This window comes from Sphingobacterium faecale, assembly GCF_016746095.1.
Classification (GTDB): Bacteria; Bacteroidota; Bacteroidia; order Sphingobacteriales; family Sphingobacteriaceae; genus Sphingobacterium; species Sphingobacterium faecale.
In genome coordinates, this window is record NZ_JAERTY010000001.1 from 692,979 (window position 1) to 712,149 (window position 19,171).

Annotated in this window: 25 protein-coding genes; 16 read left to right on the forward strand and 9 right to left on the reverse strand. The window is 40.7% G+C overall.

Features of this window, described 5'->3' with window-relative positions:
* Positions 1–90 precede the first annotated feature (90 nt).
* The 9 genes from JKG61_RS02780 to JKG61_RS02820 all read left to right on the forward strand — a co-directional run bounded on the left by JKG61_RS02780 (position 91) and on the right by JKG61_RS02820 (position 6,686).
* Complete coding sequence (locus tag JKG61_RS02780; RefSeq protein ID WP_202101459.1) at positions 91–654, forward strand: UbiX family flavin prenyltransferase; 564 nt, start codon at positions 91–93, stop codon at positions 652–654.
* A 183-nt stretch (positions 655–837) separates the two neighbouring features.
* Entirely contained in the window at positions 838–2,106 is a 1,269-nt protein-coding gene (locus JKG61_RS02785; RefSeq protein WP_202101460.1) for a dihydroorotase, read from the forward strand.
* A gap of 4 nt (positions 2,107–2,110) precedes the next feature.
* A complete protein-coding gene (locus tag JKG61_RS02790) occupies positions 2,111–2,779 on the forward strand; it encodes a hypothetical protein (RefSeq protein ID WP_202101461.1) in 669 nt (222 codons plus the stop codon).
* 11 nt (positions 2,780–2,790) lie between these two features.
* A complete protein-coding gene (locus JKG61_RS02795) occupies positions 2,791–3,360 on the forward strand; it encodes a DUF4199 domain-containing protein (RefSeq protein WP_202101462.1) in 570 nt (189 codons plus the stop codon).
* Between the two features lie 19 nt (positions 3,361–3,379).
* Positions 3,380–4,330 (forward strand): glycosyltransferase family 2 protein, encoded by a 951-nt coding sequence (locus JKG61_RS02800; protein WP_202101463.1) that lies wholly within the window; start codon positions 3,380–3,382, stop codon positions 4,328–4,330.
* A gap of 2 nt (positions 4,331–4,332) precedes the next feature.
* Positions 4,333–5,340, forward strand: a complete 1,008-nt coding sequence (locus tag JKG61_RS02805; RefSeq protein ID WP_202101464.1) for a glycosyltransferase — start codon at positions 4,333–4,335, stop codon at positions 5,338–5,340.
* Between the two features lie 61 nt (positions 5,341–5,401).
* On the forward strand, positions 5,402–5,668 hold the full coding sequence (locus JKG61_RS02810) for a hypothetical protein (RefSeq protein ID WP_202101465.1): 267 nt from the start codon (positions 5,402–5,404) through the stop codon (positions 5,666–5,668).
* Between the two features lie 3 nt (positions 5,669–5,671).
* Positions 5,672–6,442, forward strand: coding sequence for an MBL fold metallo-hydrolase (locus JKG61_RS02815; protein ID WP_202101466.1), 771 nt, complete (start codon positions 5,672–5,674; stop codon positions 6,440–6,442).
* A 91-nt stretch (positions 6,443–6,533) separates the two neighbouring features.
* Complete coding sequence (locus JKG61_RS02820) at positions 6,534–6,686, forward strand: lmo0937 family membrane protein (protein ID WP_149913551.1); 153 nt, start codon at positions 6,534–6,536, stop codon at positions 6,684–6,686.
* On the opposite strand, the gene ispD is transcribed toward JKG61_RS02820, so the two are convergent.
* From ispD to JKG61_RS02840, 4 genes are all read right to left on the reverse strand, one after another.
* Positions 6,667–7,371 carry a 2-C-methyl-D-erythritol 4-phosphate cytidylyltransferase gene (ispD, locus tag JKG61_RS02825; protein ID WP_202101467.1) on the reverse strand — a complete coding sequence of 235 codons (705 nt, stop codon included), beginning with the start codon at positions 7,369–7,371 and terminating at the stop codon, positions 6,667–6,669. The two genes, JKG61_RS02820 and ispD, sit on opposite strands and share 20 nt — an antisense overlap.
* 66 nt (positions 7,372–7,437) lie before the next feature.
* A complete protein-coding gene (queA, locus tag JKG61_RS02830; RefSeq protein ID WP_202101468.1) occupies positions 7,438–8,487 on the reverse strand; it encodes a tRNA preQ1(34) S-adenosylmethionine ribosyltransferase-isomerase QueA in 1,050 nt (349 codons plus the stop codon).
* Positions 8,488–8,676: 189 nt separating this feature from the next.
* Positions 8,677–9,882, reverse strand: a complete 1,206-nt coding sequence (locus JKG61_RS02835) for a pyridoxal phosphate-dependent aminotransferase (protein ID WP_237249349.1) — start codon at positions 9,880–9,882, stop codon at positions 8,677–8,679.
* 165 nt (positions 9,883–10,047) lie between these two features.
* Positions 10,048–10,923 (reverse strand): PPK2 family polyphosphate kinase, encoded by an 876-nt coding sequence (locus JKG61_RS02840; protein ID WP_202101469.1) that lies wholly within the window; start codon positions 10,921–10,923, stop codon positions 10,048–10,050.
* 175 nt (positions 10,924–11,098) lie between these two features.
* On the opposite strand from JKG61_RS02840, the gene JKG61_RS02845 reads away from it, so the two are divergent.
* From JKG61_RS02845 to JKG61_RS02870, 6 genes are all read left to right on the forward strand, one after another.
* Positions 11,099–11,701: a SatD family protein gene (locus JKG61_RS02845; RefSeq protein WP_202101470.1), complete on the forward strand. Its 603-nt coding sequence runs from the start codon at positions 11,099–11,101 to the stop codon at positions 11,699–11,701.
* Positions 11,641–12,426, forward strand: a complete 786-nt coding sequence (locus JKG61_RS02850; protein ID WP_237249350.1) for a DUF3307 domain-containing protein — start codon at positions 11,641–11,643, stop codon at positions 12,424–12,426. The genes JKG61_RS02845 and JKG61_RS02850 overlap by 61 nt, the downstream gene beginning before the upstream one ends.
* Positions 12,427–12,461: 35 nt before the next feature.
* The gene (locus JKG61_RS02855) at positions 12,462–13,601 is read left to right on the forward strand and encodes a serine hydrolase domain-containing protein (protein ID WP_202101471.1); all 1,140 of its coding nucleotides are present in this window, start codon (positions 12,462–12,464) and stop codon (positions 13,599–13,601) included.
* Between the two features lie 183 nt (positions 13,602–13,784).
* Positions 13,785–14,285: a hypothetical protein gene (locus JKG61_RS02860; protein WP_202101472.1), complete on the forward strand. Its 501-nt coding sequence runs from the start codon at positions 13,785–13,787 to the stop codon at positions 14,283–14,285.
* An 11-nt stretch (positions 14,286–14,296) separates the two neighbouring features.
* Complete coding sequence (locus JKG61_RS02865; protein ID WP_202101473.1) at positions 14,297–14,974, forward strand: GIN domain-containing protein; 678 nt, start codon at positions 14,297–14,299, stop codon at positions 14,972–14,974.
* A gap of 37 nt (positions 14,975–15,011) precedes the next feature.
* Positions 15,012–15,233, forward strand: coding sequence for a phospholipase D-like domain-containing protein (locus JKG61_RS02870; protein ID WP_202101474.1), 222 nt, complete (start codon positions 15,012–15,014; stop codon positions 15,231–15,233).
* 8 nt (positions 15,234–15,241) lie between these two features.
* On the opposite strand, the gene JKG61_RS02875 is transcribed toward JKG61_RS02870, so the two are convergent.
* Complete coding sequence (locus tag JKG61_RS02875; RefSeq protein ID WP_202101475.1) at positions 15,242–15,730, reverse strand: OsmC family protein; 489 nt, start codon at positions 15,728–15,730, stop codon at positions 15,242–15,244.
* A gap of 25 nt (positions 15,731–15,755) precedes the next feature.
* Positions 15,756–16,631: a helix-turn-helix domain-containing protein gene (locus JKG61_RS02880; protein WP_202101476.1), complete on the reverse strand. Its 876-nt coding sequence runs from the start codon at positions 16,629–16,631 to the stop codon at positions 15,756–15,758.
* A gap of 174 nt (positions 16,632–16,805) precedes the next feature.
* Here JKG61_RS02880 and JKG61_RS02885 point away from each other — a divergent pair, with 174 nt between their 5' ends.
* A complete protein-coding gene (locus JKG61_RS02885; RefSeq protein WP_202101477.1) occupies positions 16,806–17,234 on the forward strand; it encodes a GNAT family N-acetyltransferase in 429 nt (142 codons plus the stop codon).
* A 53-nt stretch (positions 17,235–17,287) separates the two neighbouring features.
* On the opposite strand, the gene JKG61_RS02890 is transcribed toward JKG61_RS02885, so the two are convergent.
* Genes JKG61_RS02890 through gltS form a run of 3 tightly spaced genes read right to left on the reverse strand, consistent with a single transcriptional unit; the run spans position 17,288 to position 19,088 of the window.
* On the reverse strand, positions 17,288–17,476 hold the full coding sequence (locus tag JKG61_RS02890; protein WP_202101478.1) for a hypothetical protein: 189 nt from the start codon (positions 17,474–17,476) through the stop codon (positions 17,288–17,290).
* A gap of 7 nt (positions 17,477–17,483) precedes the next feature.
* Positions 17,484–17,876, reverse strand: a complete 393-nt coding sequence (locus tag JKG61_RS02895; protein ID WP_202101479.1) for a VOC family protein — start codon at positions 17,874–17,876, stop codon at positions 17,484–17,486.
* 9 nt (positions 17,877–17,885) lie between these two features.
* Positions 17,886–19,088, reverse strand: coding sequence for a sodium/glutamate symporter (gene gltS / locus JKG61_RS02900; protein ID WP_202101480.1), 1,203 nt, complete (start codon positions 19,086–19,088; stop codon positions 17,886–17,888).
* Positions 19,089–19,171: the final 83 nt, after the last annotated feature.

The window sequence follows — 19,171 nt, forward strand, 5'->3', positions numbered from 1 at the left end:
TCGATTGTATAGATAAGAAAGAGATATGGTTTTTTTAAAATCCTTGCGTATCGCGGGGATGAGGGAAATGACAGATTAATGTAATTAGTTATGAAACGTAAAGTAGTGGTCGCTGTGACGGGAGCTTCAGGCTCTTTGTATGCTAAGGTGTTATTGGATAAGTTGGGGAGAATGGGAGATCAGGTGTCTCATGTGGGAGTTGTGATGTCTGACAATGCCAAGGATGTATGGCGCTTTGAATTGCAGAATGAAGGATACAATGACTATAAGAATTTCGTGTTTTATTCGAAGAATGATTTTATGTCACCATTTGCATCAGGGTCGGCCAATTATGATACAATGGTGGTATGCCCTTGTTCAATGGGTACCTTGGCGCGGATTGCTAATGGTACTTCTTCAGATCTGACGACCAGGGCTGCGGATGTAATTCTGAAAGAAAGAAGAAAGCTTATACTGGTAACGAGAGAAACTCCTTTGAGCCTTATCCATATCAATAATATGGCCAGTGTAACACAGGCAGGGGGTATTATATGTCCGGCGAGTCCGTCCTTTTACAGTCTTCCCCAGACTATGGAAGAGTTAGCTGCTACGGTGGTAGATAGGATATTCTCCCTAGCGGATCTTAAAATAGATTCCTATAGGTGGGGAGAGTAAAAAAACACTGTTATGTTTATAGGGGATTTTGTACATTTGTCCTTTAATGAAGCGACATATAGTATCATTCTACTTTATGATTTTATGTAGGGGCAAGGCTTGTCTTTCTGCTCTTTTCTTTGGTTTTCGTCGTTTCACTCTCTATAAGATTTTTACAACAAATTAAATATTAGCAAAATATCCATGAATACAGTCTTAATTTCTTCTGCTAGGTTAGTCTTACCCAATCATCCACTGAACGGGGAGGAAATCGATATCTTAATCAAAGATGGAAAAATTATAGATATAGGGAAAAAGCTGAAACCAGGAGGTTCGGACGCGAAGGTTATCGGAGCTAAGGGGTGTGTTGTAAGCCCTGGTTTTTTTGATTTGAATGCGAATATCGGTGAGCCGGGATATGAGACGAAAGAGGATATATTGACGGGTACTGCGGCGGCGGCGGCAGGTGGTTTTACAGCAATGGCTGTACACCCCAATACAAACCCGGCAGTGCATAGTAGAGCTGAAGTATCTCTATTAGTGAATGGTGCAAAGGGCAACTTAGTAGATGTTTATCCTGTAGGAGCGATATCAAAAAAGCGCGAAGGAAAGGAACTGGCTGAGTTGTACGATATGAAATTAAATGGAGCCGTCGCTTTTTCGGACGGTAATCATAGTGTGCAAGAGGCCGGACTGATGGCGCGGGCGCTTCTGTATGCCAAAGGATTTGATGGTTTGATCATCTCATTCGCCCAAGATACATCGATGTCGGGTGATAATCAGATGAATGAAGGTGTGATGAGTACCTTCTTAGGAATGAAGGGAAGCCCCAATCTGGCGGAGGCAATGATGGTATCGCGGGATCTTTTTCTCGCGGAATACAACGAGGCTCCGATCCACTTTACAACGATATCGACAGCGGAGTCTGTTGATCTAATCAAGAAGGCTAAAGCGAAGGGAATCAAAGTAACCTGCGATGTGGCCGCTCATCAATTGGTGTTTACCGATGAGCATGTGGTGACATTTGATTCTAACTATAAAGTATGTCCGCCCTTACGTACCAATAAAGATGTAAAAGCTTTATTAAAAGGCCTTAAGGAAGGAGTAATTGATGCTGTAGTTTCACAACATACACCACATGAGATAGAGTTTAAAAATGTGGAGTTCCATATCGCCAAAAGCGGTATCACAGGATTACAGACTGCCTTGCCATTGGCTGTACGTGCTGGTATGACCGCAGAAGCTATCGTAGAGAAGATGGCACTAGGACCGAGAGCGGTATTAGGAATGGAAGTCCCTAAATTTGAAAAAGGAGAAACAGCTAATCTGGTCGTTTTTGACATGAATGCTACTTGGGCTTTTGATGCTGGGAGTAATCGTTCAAAAGGTGCCAACAATCCATTAATGGGACAGGATCTACAAGGGAAAGTAAATCTGGTGATAAATAATAATAAGTTGATTGTTAATTCGTAATAATATGGATATTAAAGTTAAAAATGCAGTAGATGCTGCAGTAAATACATACGCGCGTATAGAAGGGCTAGAAAGTAATAATTTTGCAACTGCATTATCTGCTGTATATGATATGGAGTTGCCTTTTATGGATAAGGTAGCGCAGTTGGATCAGGTGTTTGATGATCATCAGCGCTTTGAAGAATTGCGTGAGGTAAGTTTTGATCTATTGATGATCAATTTCTTTGCAGAAGATGTGCAGAAACTAGAAGAAGATTATTTAGATTCTGAAGAGTGGGAGCAGATTGAAGAAGATACAATCGATAGGGGAACAGAACTGTTGAATGTGTTTTTGTACCTGAAGGAATGTGCTGATGATGAGATCAAGCCTTCTTTGGAAGATTATTTGAAAGAATTCCTCTTGGTGGAAGAGGATGAATTCCAGGACGAATATAACATCTATGAGAAAGTAATCGCTAATCAGATTTTGGTAGAAAGTGATTATTCAGAAATAGCGAAGGTCGCTACATCAGTAACTGAGCAAGAGGAGCTTTTCGAACTGTTCTATCCCTTAGTTTCATTCTTCTTTGAGCCTAATCCTTCCCCTACGCAATTAGAAGAATTTGAAAGAAGTGCTACCAATAAGGCTTATGAAACTTCTATATATCAGGTGATTATTAATTTTAATAAGTAAGGCCGGAATATATGGTTAATCAACTGACAAAAGCAGAAAAAAAAGATGCGCTGCTATATGGTGCTATAGCGGGTATATTGTCGATCGTCTTTTCGGTTATAGCGATATATCACAGCGGTATGGCGGATAGTTATTCGTCTTTATATATAGTAAGTACCGCATTGAAGGTGGTGGGGACGGTCTTGATCCCTATTGGGCTGGTGTATCTCTTAAAAAAGAGAAATGGTGAAGACTGGACCTTTAGCAGGGCGCTGAAAAGTATTTATATCTTTCTTGCTGCTAGTATTGTGGTCAGCGCGATCGGTATTACGGTTTATCAAAAGGTGATCATAGATAAAACAATACTTGAGGAAAGTTATCAGAACCTGATGAATCTCAAGATTGTAGAGATGGAAAGTCGAGGAGCTACGGATGATGAGATCGATCAACAGATGGAGATTATAGAGCAGGATCGGACTTTCGCATTTTCAGAGTTGTCTTTTCGAAATACGGTGCCTCCGGTTTTTATCAGCCTTTTGGTTAATTTTGTTTTTGCAATGACTCTGGCTTTGTTGTTTCGTACGAAAGTAGTCAAGAAGTAATTGATTCTTTAAATAGTATATGGATATTTCAGTTGTAGTACCACTGTATAATGAAGCCGAGTCACTACCGGAATTGACCGATTGGATTCGACGTGTAATGGTCGCCCATAATTTTAGTTACGAAATCATTTTGGTTGATGACGGTAGTAAGGATACTTCTTGGGCCGTCATCCTGGAGCTGAAGCAACAGCACGAGCAGATTTCGGGAATCAAGTTTAGGCGTAATTATGGTAAATCAGCGGCCTTGAATGTCGGGTTTGCAGCTGCTCAGGGGGATGTCGTTATTACAATGGATGCCGACCTGCAGGATAGTCCTGATGAGATTCCGGAGTTGTATGACCGCATTATGAACCAAGACGCAGATTTGGTTTCAGGATGGAAGCAGAAGCGCTATGATCCTATAACAAAGACGATACCTACAAAGTTGTTTAACGCAGTGACACGTGGTATGTCGGGCATACATAATCTCCATGACTTCAACTGTGGCCTTAAGGCTTATAAAAAAGACGTGGTTAAAAGTATAGAAGTCTATGGTGAAATGCACCGTTACATTCCAGTTATTGCCAAATGGGCTGGTTTTTCGAATATACAGGAGCAGGTCGTACAGCACTACCCCCGCAAGTATGGTACAACCAAATTTGGACCAGGTAGATTTGTTAAAGGGTTTTTAGACCTCTTGTCTATTTTCTTTGTTGGCAAGTTCGGCAAGCGACCGATGCACTTTTTTGGCCCTATAGGGGTGATCAGCTTTTTGATCGGTTTTTTTATCACGATTTACCTGATTTCGGATAAATTGATGAGTATAGCTAATGGTACAGTATACCGAAATGTGACTGATCAACCTTTGTTCTATTTATCCTTGTTGGCCATCATGATTGGTACACAGTTGTTTTTGACAGGTTTTATCGCCGAATTGTTGTCCAGGAGTAGTTCAGAACGCAATAAGTATCATATTGAACGCGTGGTGTAGTTATGTTTTTCTCACTAATTATTCCGCTGTACAACAGACCTGAAGAGATAGAGGAACTACTGTCTACCTTGACAAAACAAACGTTTAAGGACTTTGAAGTTGTAATTGTTGAGGATGGATCGACTAGACCGGCTAAAGATGTGATAGCGCGCTTCGAGGGTGTGTTGGATGTTCATTATTTTGAGAAGAAGAACGAAGGGCAAGGCTTTGCACGTAATTATGGATTTGAGCGTGCGCGAGGAACTTACTTTATCGTGTTTGACTCGGATATTCTGGTACCAAGCGAATACTTATCTGTGATAAAAGAGGCGTTGGATAGGGAGAGATGGGATGCCTTTGGAGGGCCTGATGCAGCACACGAATCTTTTACTCCGATACAAAAGGCAATAAGCTATTCGATGACAAGCCCTTTTACGACAGGGGGGATACGCGGTAATAAAAAGCATGTAGGTCAGTTTCACCCCAGGAGCTTCAATATGGGGATATCGCGAGAGGTATGGAAAAAAACAGGAGGATATAAATTGTCCCGCCGGTCGGAGGATATTGAATTTAGTATCCGGATGATTAATAGCGGATTTAAGGTTGGCCTTGTTCCAGAGGCTTTTGTATACCATAAGCGACGGACTAGCCTGCCTCAGTTTTTTAAACAGATTTATAACTTTGGAAAAGGACGTATCGATATCGCGCAGATTTATCCGAGGGAGCTGAAGCCTGTGCATGCACTACCAGCGTTGTTCACGATAGGGATAATTGGATTATTGGTGCTTAATGTTGTAGATATACTGCTATTTGGTGATGCAGTTGTCCTCCACTATATGGTGTGGGGTGGAAATATTTTTTTGCTTTCTTTCATAACATTGCTGTTATTGCACAGCAGTTTGAAAACGAAGAGCCTGAAGGTAGGTTTGTGGTCTGTTGTGACCGCTTTTACGCAGTTGATGGCATATGGCTTTGGATTCATAGGAAATTATATAGATCGGGTACTATTGCGTAAGGATACTTCCTGTTGAGATCGGTATTTGAATAGAAAAAGGATTAGTAAATAAAGAATTTATAGTTTAAATTGAAATAGTGGTATCGATTACACAATATAATCTAGATAAGATTGAAGATTTATTGGCGGAACTGGGCTATAAAGTTCGCTATGAAAAAGGTAACTTTAAGACCGGTGCTTGTGTGATTCAGAATTCGAAGGTAATTGTAGTCAATAAGTTTTCTAATCTTGAGATCAAGATAAACTCCTTGATTCAGCTTATTAAGGATTTCGAAATTAATAAAGAAGATCTGGAAGAAAAACAGTGGGTGTTTTATAAGTCATTATTAAAAGAAAATAATTAAGTATTGAAAATTAGATTCTTAGGAACAGGGACCTCTCAGGGTGTACCGGTGATTGCATGCAATTGCCCGGTATGTGTGTCTACTGACACTAGGGATAATCGCCTCCGTACCTCTGTTCTTGTGGAATTAGATAGTGGTTACAATGTTGTAATCGATACGGGGCCTGATTTTAGATATCAGATGCTAAGAGAAAAGGTAGATCACCTCGATGCCATTTTAATGACGCACTCCCATAAAGATCATATTGCAGGATTAGACGATGTACGTGCATTCAACTACCATCAACAACAGTCTATTTCTATCTATGCAGACGCACCTACGCTGGAAGCGTTACAACGGGAGTTTTACTATGCTTTTTCGGCTGTAAAGTATCCCGGCGTACCACAGTTGGATTTGGAAGAGGTAAGTGCAGGACAAGCGTTCGATATCTTTGGGCAGCAGATAATGCCTTTTGAAGTGATGCATTATAAGATGCCTGTAATGGGGTATCGTATAGGGCGGTTTGCGTATATCACAGATGCAAAGACCGTATCTGATGAAAGCCGTGCGCAGTTGGTGGGATTGGATGTGCTGGTCGTTAATGCCTTGCAGGAATCTCCTCATATATCTCATTTTACATTGGAGGAAGCTCTTGCTTTTATCAATGACATAAAACCTCAAAGAGCTTATCTGACTCATATAAGCCATCGGTTTGGAAAACATGAATACATAGAGCGCTTGTTGCCGGCATATGTCCATACGGCGTATGATGGATTATCTATCGATGTGAAATAATTTGTTTCTCAACAAAACCTTTTAGATTTCCGGCTGTTCGTTACAGTAAAATAAGTAACGTAACATTATAAATTCATTAAACTATAAAGCTATGGGAAATCTACTTTATTTGATCGCGGTTATTTTGGTTATTATCTGGGCAATTAGTTTTCTAGGAGGCTATGCAACGGGAGGAATTATTCACATTTTATTGGTCATTGCGATTATTGTCGTATTACTGCGTGTTATTCGGGGAAATGCCTAGTTTCGTCCAGATAGAGCTTTGCAATTTTGAAATCAGACGCAAACGTCAGCTTAATATTTCTGTCGTTGCTCTCAAGCAGATGTATGGGATGTCCTTTTCGTTCCACAACAGAGGCATCGTCGGTAAACTCGGGAATTTCCTCCTGTTGGAAAGCTTCGATTAAAATAGGAGCTGGAAAAGTTTGAGGGGTCTGAATCTGCCAGACTGTGTTTCGGTCTATTGCTCTCGAGTCTGATTGGTGTCCTATGCGGATAGAGTTGGTGCTTGGTACGGCTAATACATTGCATTTGCCCTGTAGAGCCATATCAAATGATACCTGTATAAGGTGGTGGTCCACTAATGGACGGGCTGCATCATGTACCGCTATCACAGTCGCATTGTCTAGAGGTTTAGATGAATTCCCTGTGATATGTCGAATAGCATTGCGTACGCTCTGAAAACGGGTTTCGCCACCAATAACTAATTCGTACGGCACCTTAAAATGATGTTCATTGCAGAGTTCTTCCCAAGTACCCTTCATTTGCTCGGCGAGTACGATAATGATGCGATCCGCTATACGTGCAAAGGCATCGATGGTATGCATTATCACAGGATAACCATCCAACAATAGGTATTGCTTGGGTAAGGTAGAGTGAAAGCGGGAGCCTCTTCCTCCGGCAGCTATAATGACAATTTTATTGGACATAATCTAAAAAAAGCGTGGATAGTATCTATCCACGCTTCAAACGTACGTAAAATATATTTACAATCCTTAGATAATAAGCATTGCGTCTCCATAACTGTAGAAACGGTACTTCTCTTTTACAGCTATTTCGTATGCATTCATTACATTTTCGTAACCTCCAAAAGCAGCAATCATAACCAATAGGGTCGATTCTGGTGTATGGAAGTTGGTAATCATGGAGTTGGCTATACTGAATTCGTATGGCGGGTAGATAAATTTACTGGTCCAGTCTGAACCTGATTTTAAATGTCTGTCGGCAGATACAGAAGATTCGATTGCGCGCATAGACGTCGTGCCTACAGCACAGATGCGGCGTTTGTCATCGATTGCACGGTTGACTGTTTTGGCTGCGTCGTCTGTTATAATAAATTGCTCAGAGTCCATTTTGTGCTTCGTCAGGTCTTCGACCTCTACGGTGCGGAACGTACCTAAACCGATATGTAAAGTAATCTCCGCAAAATCTACACCTTTAAGCTCTAGGCGCTTCATCAATTCACGGGAAAAGTGAAGTCCAGCAGTAGGTGCTGCGACAGCACCCTCGTTTTTAGCGTAGATAGTTTGATAACGAAATTTATCTTCTGGAGTAGCTTTGCGTTTTATATATTTAGGTAGCGGTGTCTCTCCCAGTATTTCGATGTTACGACGGAATTCTTCGTCTGTACCTTCAAAAAGAAAGCGTATAGTACGGCCTCTTGAAGTGGTATTGTCCACAACCTCTGCAACCAATAAGTCATCGTCACCAAAGTAAAGTTTGTTTCCTACGCGGATTTTACGGGCAGGATCTACCAAAACGTCCCACAAGCGCAGTTCTCTGTTGAGTTCACGTAAAAGGAATACTTCAATAGTAGCACCGGTTTTCTCCTTGTTGCCGTACATACGTGCTGGAAAAACTTTGGTATCATTTAATATCATCACGTCTTTATCATCAAAATAATCCAAGACGTCTTTAAATATTTTATGTTCAATCTTACCAGTATCTTTATGTAAGACCATTAAACGTGACTCGTCACGTTGTTCAGAAGGCTCGGAGGCCAAAAGAGATTCAGGTAAGTTGAATTTAAATTGTGATAATTTCATGTGCAATCAATGTTTATGTTTTTTAACGGGCCTAAATAGGGCTAAAAAAGCATACAAAGGTATGCATTTTTATTCAGATTAGTGGTAAATTCTTTTATCAGCCCCCTTTTTTCTATTAGTGAGGCTTAGTCACCCACTTGGGAGCTAGAAAGAAGAAGCTCCCTGCTGGAGAGGGAGCTTCTTTATAATTTAAACCAGTTTAGCTAAGGCTTCTTTGATTCTTCGCAGGGCTTCCTTTAGATTTTCGTCTGAAGCAGCGTAGGACAATCTGATATAGTTGTCGTTACCGAAAGAGTTGCCATCTACTGTAGCGACATGGCCTTGATTAAGTAGGTATAATGCCAAGTCTCCGGAATTATTGATCATATTGCCGTTTTGATCCTTTTTTCCAAAAAATGAACTGATTTCTGGGAAGAAATAGAAAGCTCCTTCTGGCAGGTTGGTTTTGACCCCAGGTATGTCATTTAAAAGATCATATACCAACTGACGACGGCGTGCAAATGCTTCTTTCATTTTATTAACGCTATCTAATCCGCCTTCATAGGCTGCAATCCCCGCACGTTGTGCAATGGAGCAAGTGCCAGAGGTGGTCTGTCCTTGCATCTTGTCGTTGGCAGCAGCAATCTCTTTGCTGGCAGCAATGTATCCCAGGCGCCAGCCCGTCATGGCGAAAGCTTTTGAGAAACCATTGACAATGATCACACGGTCTCTGATGCTCGGAAACTGAGCGATAGATTCGTGTTTGTCAATAAAGTTGATATGCTCGTAGATTTCGTCTGAGATGATGAATATATTGGGATGTTTTTCGAAAACTTTGGACAAGGCTTCTAGTTCATCTTTACTATATACTGAGCCTGTAGGGTTGCAAGGTGAAGAGAACATGAAAACCTTGGTTTTGGGAGTTATCGCAGCCTCTAACTGTGCCGGTGTGATCTTAAAGTTGCTCTCGATATCAGTATCTATAAAAACAGATTTACCCTCTGCTAAGACTACCATTTCGGAATAAGAAACCCAGTAAGGTGTAGGGATGATGACCTCGTCTCCGGGATTGATCAGCGTCAATATCACATTGGATAAAGACTGTTTAGCCCCAGTAGATACAACAATTTGAGAAATATCGTAATCCAGCCCGTTTTCGTTTTTTAACTTGTCGACAATTGCTTTCCGGAGCTCCGGATATCCTGGTACAGGTGTATATCGTGTATAGTTTTCATCCAAAGCCGTTTTAGCTGCTTCTTTAACATGGTCAGGAGTGTTGAAATCTGGCTCCCCTACGCTTAGACTGATGACGTTGATGCCTTGTGCGGCTAGTTCACGACCTAATTTGGTCATTTTTAATGTAGCCGATTCGGAAAGGCTATTGATTCTATCTGATAAATATGATGTTGTGCTCATGGTGATACAAATATATTATATATACTTCATTTTCAAGCCTATTTTTTTGATAAATCCTGATAAAAAACGATGTAGATTTACAAACTTGTCAATAGGGTGGTTCTTGTGTTTGAAGAAAGTAAAATTAGTCAATATAGATGATGAATAAGTATCGTTAATATTTCTTTATTTTTCGTTCTCTAGTTCTTTGCGGTAACATGCGATATGCTTTTCGATGTCTGCCGGGAGGTCTGGGTACTTGATGTCTTTACGTTTTTTTAATTCCTCTAAAATGACTTGGGCCACGAGATAACGACATATTTCTTTATTATCTGCAGGTATGATGTACCAAGGGGCATCGGGCTTGCTGGTATGTTGTATGGCTTCTTCATAATAAACCATATATTCGTTCCAACGTTTGCGTTCTTTCAGGTCGCCTGGAGAGAATTTCCAGTTGTGGTCCTCTTTGTCCAGACGACGTAGTAGTCTGCTTTTTTGCTCGCCTTTGGAGAGGTGCAGATAGAACTTAAGAATAATGGTCCCGTTTTGGCTAACGTGATGTTCGAAGTTATTGATCTGTTGATATCTATTTTTCCAGAAATCTTTGGGGATCTCTTTAACATGGGTAATTTGAGGAATGTTTTCCTGAAGTATGTATTCAGGATGTACACGCGTGACGAGTACATTTTCATAATGGGTGCGATTGAAAACCGCAAATTTACCGCGTTCTGGCAATGCAATGTAGTGACGCCACAGATAGTCGTGCTGGAGTTCTCTGAAGCTCGGAGTTTTGTAGCTCTGTACGACTACGCCACGGGCGTTAAAGTCTTTGAACACTTCGCGTATCAAGGAGTCTTTGCCTGCAGTATCCATACCCTGTAAGCAGATCAATACACTGTACTTGTTGTGTGCATACATGACTTCCTGTATATTTGCAATAGCTTTTCTTACTTGTTTTAGCTCTTTTTTAGCTTCTTCAGGGCTGATCTTGTCGATCTGTGTGGGGAAATCCTTTAGTTTGGATTTTGAATTTGCTCTAAGTTGTTTCTGGAATTTACTCATAGGTGCAGGATTCAATTTAGTTTTAATTTGTTCTAAAAATAGGTAATTATATCTTAAAACAGACTGGAGAATGAAAAGTTTTTATCATTAATAATAGTGATAATTTTGAATATCACTAAAAATAATGATAATTTTGAATATCATCGAATAGGATGATGGCAAAAAGGAAAGGATAATGGAATTGTATGCAATTATAACAGGTGATATTGTAGATTCGCGTTCTAAAGATATACGGGAGTGGCTTCCGCAATTAGAAATGGCCTTGGGGGATTGTTCAGATAAGTACGATGTTTTTCGTGGCGATAGTTTCCAGCTGATGGTATCGTTGGAGAAATCTATAGAAGCTCTGTTTTATCTGAAGTCGCGGATTAGGGCCATGGGAGATCTGGAGGTACGGATGGGATTGGGGATCGGCAAGATCGACTATATGGATACACATATAAAGAATTCATTTGGAGATGCTTTTGTTCGTTCGGGTGAAGCCTTCGAATCGCTTCATAAAGATCTGTTGGCAGTAAGGTCCCCATGGGAAGACTGGGATGAATTGAGCAATATTATGCTTAATCTTTGCGTTGAAATAGCAAATCGATGGACAGTTAACATGGCGGAGACTGTAGCTGAGTCTTTGCGGTATCCGGATGTAAATCAACAGGAATTAGCAAAAAAACTTCAACGCAAACATCAGAGCCAGGTGAGTACCGAACTGACTAAGGCAGGATGGAGCAAGTTAAACAAAGCAATAGTCTATTGCACGGAACAATTAATGAAAAGATGCTGACTCTATTTTTAAAATTACTATTAGCACATTTGCTTGGAGATTTTGTACTACAGCCACGTAGCTGGGTGCTCAAACGTAGGGATAATGTGTTTTATCTATTGTTACACATATTGGTACATGTATTGATATTGGCAGTTGTGCTGTACCCGTCGTTGCCGCAGTATGGATTGCTCATACTCGCCATAGGTAGTGCACATCTGGCTGTAGACAGTCTCAAGATATGGTGGGAGAAGCTGTGGCCTTATAGACCTGTTTTTCTATTTGCCTTAGACCAATTTTTACATTTACTTGTACTGGTGGCTGTTACTTTTTATTGTTTTGGAGTGCCGAGCGGGTGGTGGCAGTATCTATTGTCTGACCAAGCTATACTAGTTGTGATTGCTTTTTTGTTGATAGCTGTAGTAACGCCTATTTTCTTACGGGTGTTTTTCGGTAAGTGGAATCAGGAAGATGAACTGAGCAATAAAAGAAAAGATACTTTGATCGATGCAGGTATGCTGATCGGAATTATGGAACGACTCATTATTGTATTGTTCATTCAGGTGGGCTTCCTCTCGGGAATAGGTTTTTTATTGGCTGCCAAATCTATATTTCGTTTTGGCGATCTAAAAAATGCTAAGGATACTAAATTTACGGAATATGTGCTGGTAGGTACTTTGGCAAGTTTTACTGTAGCCATAGTGGTTGGCTATCTTTTGCGACTGAGTTTGAAATATATTTCATAGCTTTAGGTACTTTATAGAACCTTAAATCAAATTATATGACGATGAAATATACGATGTTATTGTTGTTCCTAGGAATGATTACGTCAGCGTTTTCACAGGGGGTAAGACAGAAAGTCGATTCTATTGCAAAGCGTTATGACGCCATTGGAGTGGCTTATGTGGTCGTCAAAGATGGACAGATTTTCCATAGCGATGCAGTGGGGTATAAGGATTGGGATCAGAAGATTGCACTAAGTGCATCTACAGATTTATTTCGGATTGCCTCTATCTCAAAATCATTTACAGCTACGGCATTGATGCAATTGGTAGAAGCTAATAAACTTTCTCTTGATGCTGATTTTGGAGATATGATCGGCTTTCGGGTAAGAAATCCCTACTTTCCTGATAAAGTCATTACCTTAAGAATGCTGCTGTCGCATACGTCTAGCATAAGTGATAAGAATGGTTATTTTAATCTTGATGCTATCAATCCGAACAAAAATCCGGAATGGGAGAGGGGATATAATAATTATGAGCCAGGATCTCAATATGAGTATTGTAATCTGAATTTTAATATGGCGGGGGCTGCTCTGGAACGGGCTGTAGGAGTAAGGTTTGATATCTATATAAAGCAGAAAATATTAGCCCCATTAGGATTAAAGGGAGGTTATTGTGTCGATTCGTTGGATAAGGGCGCTTTTGCCAAAATCTATGAATATGATGGGGTGAAGAGACAATTCGAGGCTCAGCCAGCAGCTTATGCACCAAGAAGTGAAGAAATACGCAATTATAAACTGGGATATACAACGCCAGTTTTCTCACCGACAGGAGGAATGAAAATTTCGACGGAAGACCTCGCACGTTATATGATCATGCATATGAACTATGGCGAATCTGCTGGGGTACGGATACTGCAGCAGTCCTCTGCTCGAACGATGCAGACACCCGTCAATAAGTGGGCCGGATATGGATTGGCTCTACGGGAAAATAAGAATCTCATATCTGGTAAGACTATGGTGGGACATACAGGCTCTGCCTATGGTCTGTACAGTACGATGTTCTTTCAGCCCGAGGAGCGTTTTGGTATTGTCGCAATAACGAATGGTTGCAAGCAGACCTTTGAAGATGACAAACCAGAACTTTTGGAAGAGGTGGTTGATTGCCTTTATAAACACTTTATATTATTTGCGAAATAAAAACCGGCATATAAATCGTATCCAATGATAAATACTGGCTCATTTTTTGTAATTTAACGGTAGTAACCATTGTCAGTTTTTGACGTCCTGAACACGGAGCGTAAGTTAATGCCACTAAGCTGGGGCTATAGTAGCTAGAGTTAGAGAATGGTGAAGATTAAATAAGAAACGAAATTTACAGCTATGAAAGGAATCTTGTTCTGTATCGGAATCTTCAATTTTGTTATATCGGCTAAGGGACAGCATTTGAATTTAAATGATGTCCGTAAGGACTTTAATAAGGGGGTGAAGAATCAGGAACTCTGTGAACGGCACCTTGAAGTACTTGAGAAGCATGCACAGAGTCCGTTAGAAAAAGGTTATGAGGCCGCTTTTCATATGTTTATGGCCAAGCACACAGGTAATCCGATTAAGAAGATGAGCTACTTCAACGGGGGAAAACGGCTCTTAGAAAAACAGATTAAATCAGATCCAAATAATGTTGAACTGCGTTTTATCCGATTGTGCATACAGTATTATATCCCCACTTATCTGGGCTACCGGGATAATATAGACCAGGATAAAGATTTTTTGGTGGGTAACCTGTATAAGCTGGATGATGAAAAGACAAAGGATCTCTTATTTAATTACCTGAAGGGCGCAAAGATGTATACAGAACAGGAATTAGTACAATTGGGGCGATAGTAATAGATTTTATGAAACACTTTTTTTTGATATTCGTTTTGGGAGCCTGTACTTTTTTTCAGGCAGAAGCGCAGTTATCACGTACATTGACTTCTTTTAGGGAGCTGGAAGTGACGGATAAAATACGCGTAAGGCTATTGGCAGCAACAGAAGACAAGATTGTTATCGAAGGTGAATATGCTTCCCAGTTGGAGTTGATACAGACGGATGATGTGCTGCGTTTAAAAATGACAACTAGTGCTATCATGCAGGGGCAGAAGGTGGATGTTAGTCTCTACACGACTAATTTGTCAAGCATAATTGGTCGTAAAGGAGCTCAGATAAATACAGATGATTTTGAAATTCAAACGGATTCTGTCTATCTGTCTGCTAATGAGGGTGCTATTATAAGCTTACGTGTACATGTAGAGAAAGTGGAAGCTTGGAGTACTGCGGGAGGTAGCATCAGTCTGGAAGGGGAAACGAAGGATCAAGTGGTAAATTGTACTTTTGGAGGTCATTACGAAGCAAAGGGGTTACTGTCTGATCAAGCGTACGTGAGGACTAATGCAGGAGGCAAGTGTGAGGTTAATGTAGGGAAAAGTATCGATGTACAAACACGGGCAGGTGGGGTTATTGATGTCTATGGCAATCCTTCCGAAAGAAAGCAAAGACGGTTGGCTGGAGGAAAGATAAATTTTATAGAGTAGTGGTATTTTCGTACAGAAATCAAACATAGGAGGTGAGATGAAACGTGATCAAATACAAAAATGGCTGGAAGAAGGATACCAGATTCTCAGTGATGGTGAACCAAAGGGAATAGAAGGGACATTGCTTGATAGTGTGAACAAACTAAATGATGAAGAACCGCAGGTTTTTATGCTCGAGGATCTGTTGAAGTGGCCAGATGATAGATTGGATAAACTGGATGGTTTTAGTGATGAGCAGATGGAGGCTATGGACAGTTAGTCGCTGCTCTATCTACTTTCCAAGTCGTTGGCTCTGCATGTCGGATAATGGAGGACTGGGAAATTGCAGGAGTTTGCTATAAAACAAAGCTTATTTGCCTCTTCATGCAGAGCGGATGCTAAATCGACCTTATTTTTATCTGCAATCACAACAATAGGGTTTAGTTCTACCTTAAGAAACCGGCCACTCCCATTAGCACTTGTTTCTAATAAAGCAATGGCAGTATCTGTATAGGACAGTACTGTGATATTATGTTTGGAACAGATGTAAAGGTAGGACATCATATGACAGGATACCAAACTACTCAATAAAAGATCTTCGGGATTGTATAAGCTAGGGTCTCCTTTGAATGCTTTCGCGGCAGATACTTCTAGTATACTCTTGCCTTCAATCAATATCTGATGGGTTTTAGGATAGGTCTTGGTAGACGATACGCTACTTAAATTATCTTGTGATGTCCATTGTAAGGTGGCGGTGAATTGATGTTGAAAGCCCATATTATTTGTTTGATTATTAAAAGTGTTACTTAATGTTTCTGAATATCTTAGGAGAGGTGCCCGTATGACGTTTGAAATAGCGGCAGAATAAACTGGAATCTACGAAGGACAAACTGTAGCTGATCTCTTTTATGGTTAAATTCGATGATTTTAGCAAGGTTTTAGCATGCATGATGACGATGTGGTCTATCCACTGTAGGACAGATTTTCCTGTAGCTTGTTTCAATAGGGTAGATAAGTACTGCGGCGTAAGATAAAGTTTGTCGGCATAAAATCTAACACTTCTTTCCTCCAGAGCATATTTCGAAATCAATACGTAAAACTTATCGATAAGCTCCAAGGTCCTGTTTTTTGTTTCGGTATTTTGTGTTGTGCCTACAGTATAAACCTCAGCGATTATATGGATAAGCGCAATGATCAGATGCTGTAAAATTTCTTTTTTCTTGGGACTGTGTTTTTCACGGTAGACTTTTAGAATGAGTGCTAAGAGTTCTTTTTGCTGCTCTTGTCTCTCCTCGCTAAGCCTGATTACTGGTCGCCATCTGATCTGGTCATTCATGATGAACTCTCTCAATGTGGAAAATGATGCTATAAAATCCAATGAAAGCCCCATGGTGATCATTTCAGCATCATCACTAAACTCATGGACGTCTATCATGAGTTGGGGAAGTATGACGACCGTGTCATCGACATTGACCTCATATTCCAGAAAATGTATTCTGGACTTCATTGTGCCTTTTATCATAAAGCTAAATAGAAGCCCATCAAATTGATGACGATGGTCGGGATATTCTATTTTTGGACCGTCATTTTTGTCTAGAATAACGATTCCATCTACTCTGATGGAGGGATCGGTATTATACAATTTGTAGATATCATCCAGTGTGAAAAATAAAGGCATATTCAAATATGCACATTTAAGGAGGTATATTGAGTTGTGTTGACTTAAAATGTTACAAAAGGCACATGGTATGAAAGTTAAAAAAATGAAAATGATTGTAGGGATGGGGTATAGTTTTGATAACTTAGAAGAGGGTGAACGAGAAAGACGGGCTGGGGTAACTATAAAAAAAGAATGATGGAGATAAGAGAAGCGAAAATTGACGATAGTAAGAAAATTAGAGAGCTGGCCATACAATTGGGGTATCCAAGCGATCTGGAAACTATCGAGAAGAGACTGAGTACCTTACTGTCTGATGAAAATGTGATGATAGCCGTTTCGGTGATCAATAATAGTGTGGTGGGATGGATGCAGGCAAATCATACGATTAGTCTGGATTCGGGCTATCATGTAGAGATCGTTGGACTGGTAGTGAGTGATCAAGTGCGCGGGCGAGGTGCAGGCGCGGCCTTGGTGGAGGCAGCAAAAGTGTGGACTGGTGTCAGAGGCTGTGATATGGTCCGGGTACGTTGCAATCTTATACGCACGGAGAGTCATAAATTCTATATCAAGATGGGGTTCCGTCAGAAAAAGGAGCAGAAAGTGTTTGAGTTGGGGCTGTAGGAACACCCAGACTATAGGGGAGGAGGATTGTCTGCTGGCAGTGGCATCCGCCGTCACCGACCAACCTGCCCCATACCGACTGGTTCATTATCATTCTCAAGATCGATAACAATGATACAACACAGTGAATTGCGGAGTCCGATAGCAGCGGCTTCTTCGGTCTTTGGCGAGAGTCCCGAGGCCTCCCGTAAGTGACTGTATTGGGGCACTTCAGGTGATTTATATAGAGCTTGGTATCTCATGTTCTAATTATGAAATTGGTGTGCAGATTTCAATAAGGAAACCATCGATATCTCGGATGTAGGCAACTGTCTGCCCCCAAGTTTTGTGTGCCGGAGATGCAACAAGGGTCGCCCCATTATGCAGAGCCTGCTGAACAAGTTCTTCGACTGTATCGGTCGTGATGCCGAGTTCTATGCCCAAAGGGCTTTGAGAAAGATCACTGGTTATGAAACCGTCTGCTATGTTTTTCGAAGCTAATGTATGAGAAGCAAAAGAAATTGTCGTATCACCGGTATCTAACTCGCCATAATCATTTTCGGGAGTAATAAATTTTCTCTGAAATTGAAACGTGCGTTCATAGAAAGATATTGCTTGCGTCACGTCCGCAACGTAGAGAATCGTATATTTGAACTTGATCATTGTTTGGAATTACATGGTCAATAGGCTAACGAAAAACTTGATGAAAACGTTGTTGATCAAGTCAACAAAAAAAGCCCCTACCATCGGCACAATTAAAAATGCTTTATGAGAAGGACCGTACCGAAGTGTAATCGCTTGCATGTTGGCAATGGCTGTAGGTGTTGCTCCTAAGCCGAAGCCGCAGTGTCCAGCACTCAGTACAATGGCATCGTAATCTTTGCCCATGACGCGATAGGTCACGAAAATAGCAAATAGGATCATCATAAGTGTCTGTAGCAATAATACGATAAGGATCTGGGACGCAAGACCAGAGAGTTGCCAAAGCTGTAGGGACATCAAGGCGACTGTTAAAAATAAATATAAACCCGTATTGCCAAGGGTATCGACAGCATGATCGTTAACGATATAGGTGGTCGTATGAGCAAGTATATTACGTATGATTACGCCGATCAGCAAGCTCCATACAAAGTTAGGAAGTTCAAAAGCAGAGCCTTTCATACTTTCGTATAGAAACTGTCCAACGGTCACGCAGATAGCGAGCATGGTCAGGGTCTCGATCACGTTGTGAACGTTCATCCGACGTTTCGATTCTGGATTTTCAAAGGGTTCTAGAGGGACCTCTTCGGTATTTAGTTTAGCAGATGGACTTATGTGGTTCTTTTTTAAAAGGAATTTTGCCACGGGGCCTCCGATTATACCGCCCATGACTAGTCCGTAAGTAGCACAAGCCATAGCTAGCTCCATAGCACCTTCAATTTTAAAGGTATCTGTTAAATTTTCGGCCCAGGCAGCTCCTGTCCCATGTCCACCTGTCAATGTAATAGAGCCTGCTATTAATCCGTAACTCGGGTCTAAGCCTACTAGTTTCGCTATAGAGATTCCAAAAATGTTCTGGAAAAAAATGAATGTTCCGGTCACACCTATAAAAATAAGAAGTGGTTTACCTCCTTTTTTTAATTTGGCAAAATCAGCACTCAATCCGATCGAAGAAAAGAATATGAGCATCATTGCGGTCTGCAAGGAGCCTTCAAACTGGAAACTAATACCATAGAAATGATAAATAAGATACAGGATTATAGCAATAAAAAAGCCACCCACCACGGGTTCAGGTATATTGTAATCCCGGAAAAATTTTACATTTTTTACAATAAAAAATCCTAAAATAAGTACTAGACAGGCCGTGGTAAGCGTCTCAAATAGTCCAAAAACCATAGATTATATTATTTAGTTACGTTTGTTTTGCGATAAGCAGGTGGTAAATGTACTAAAAATATATTGCTCTGGATGGACTTGTG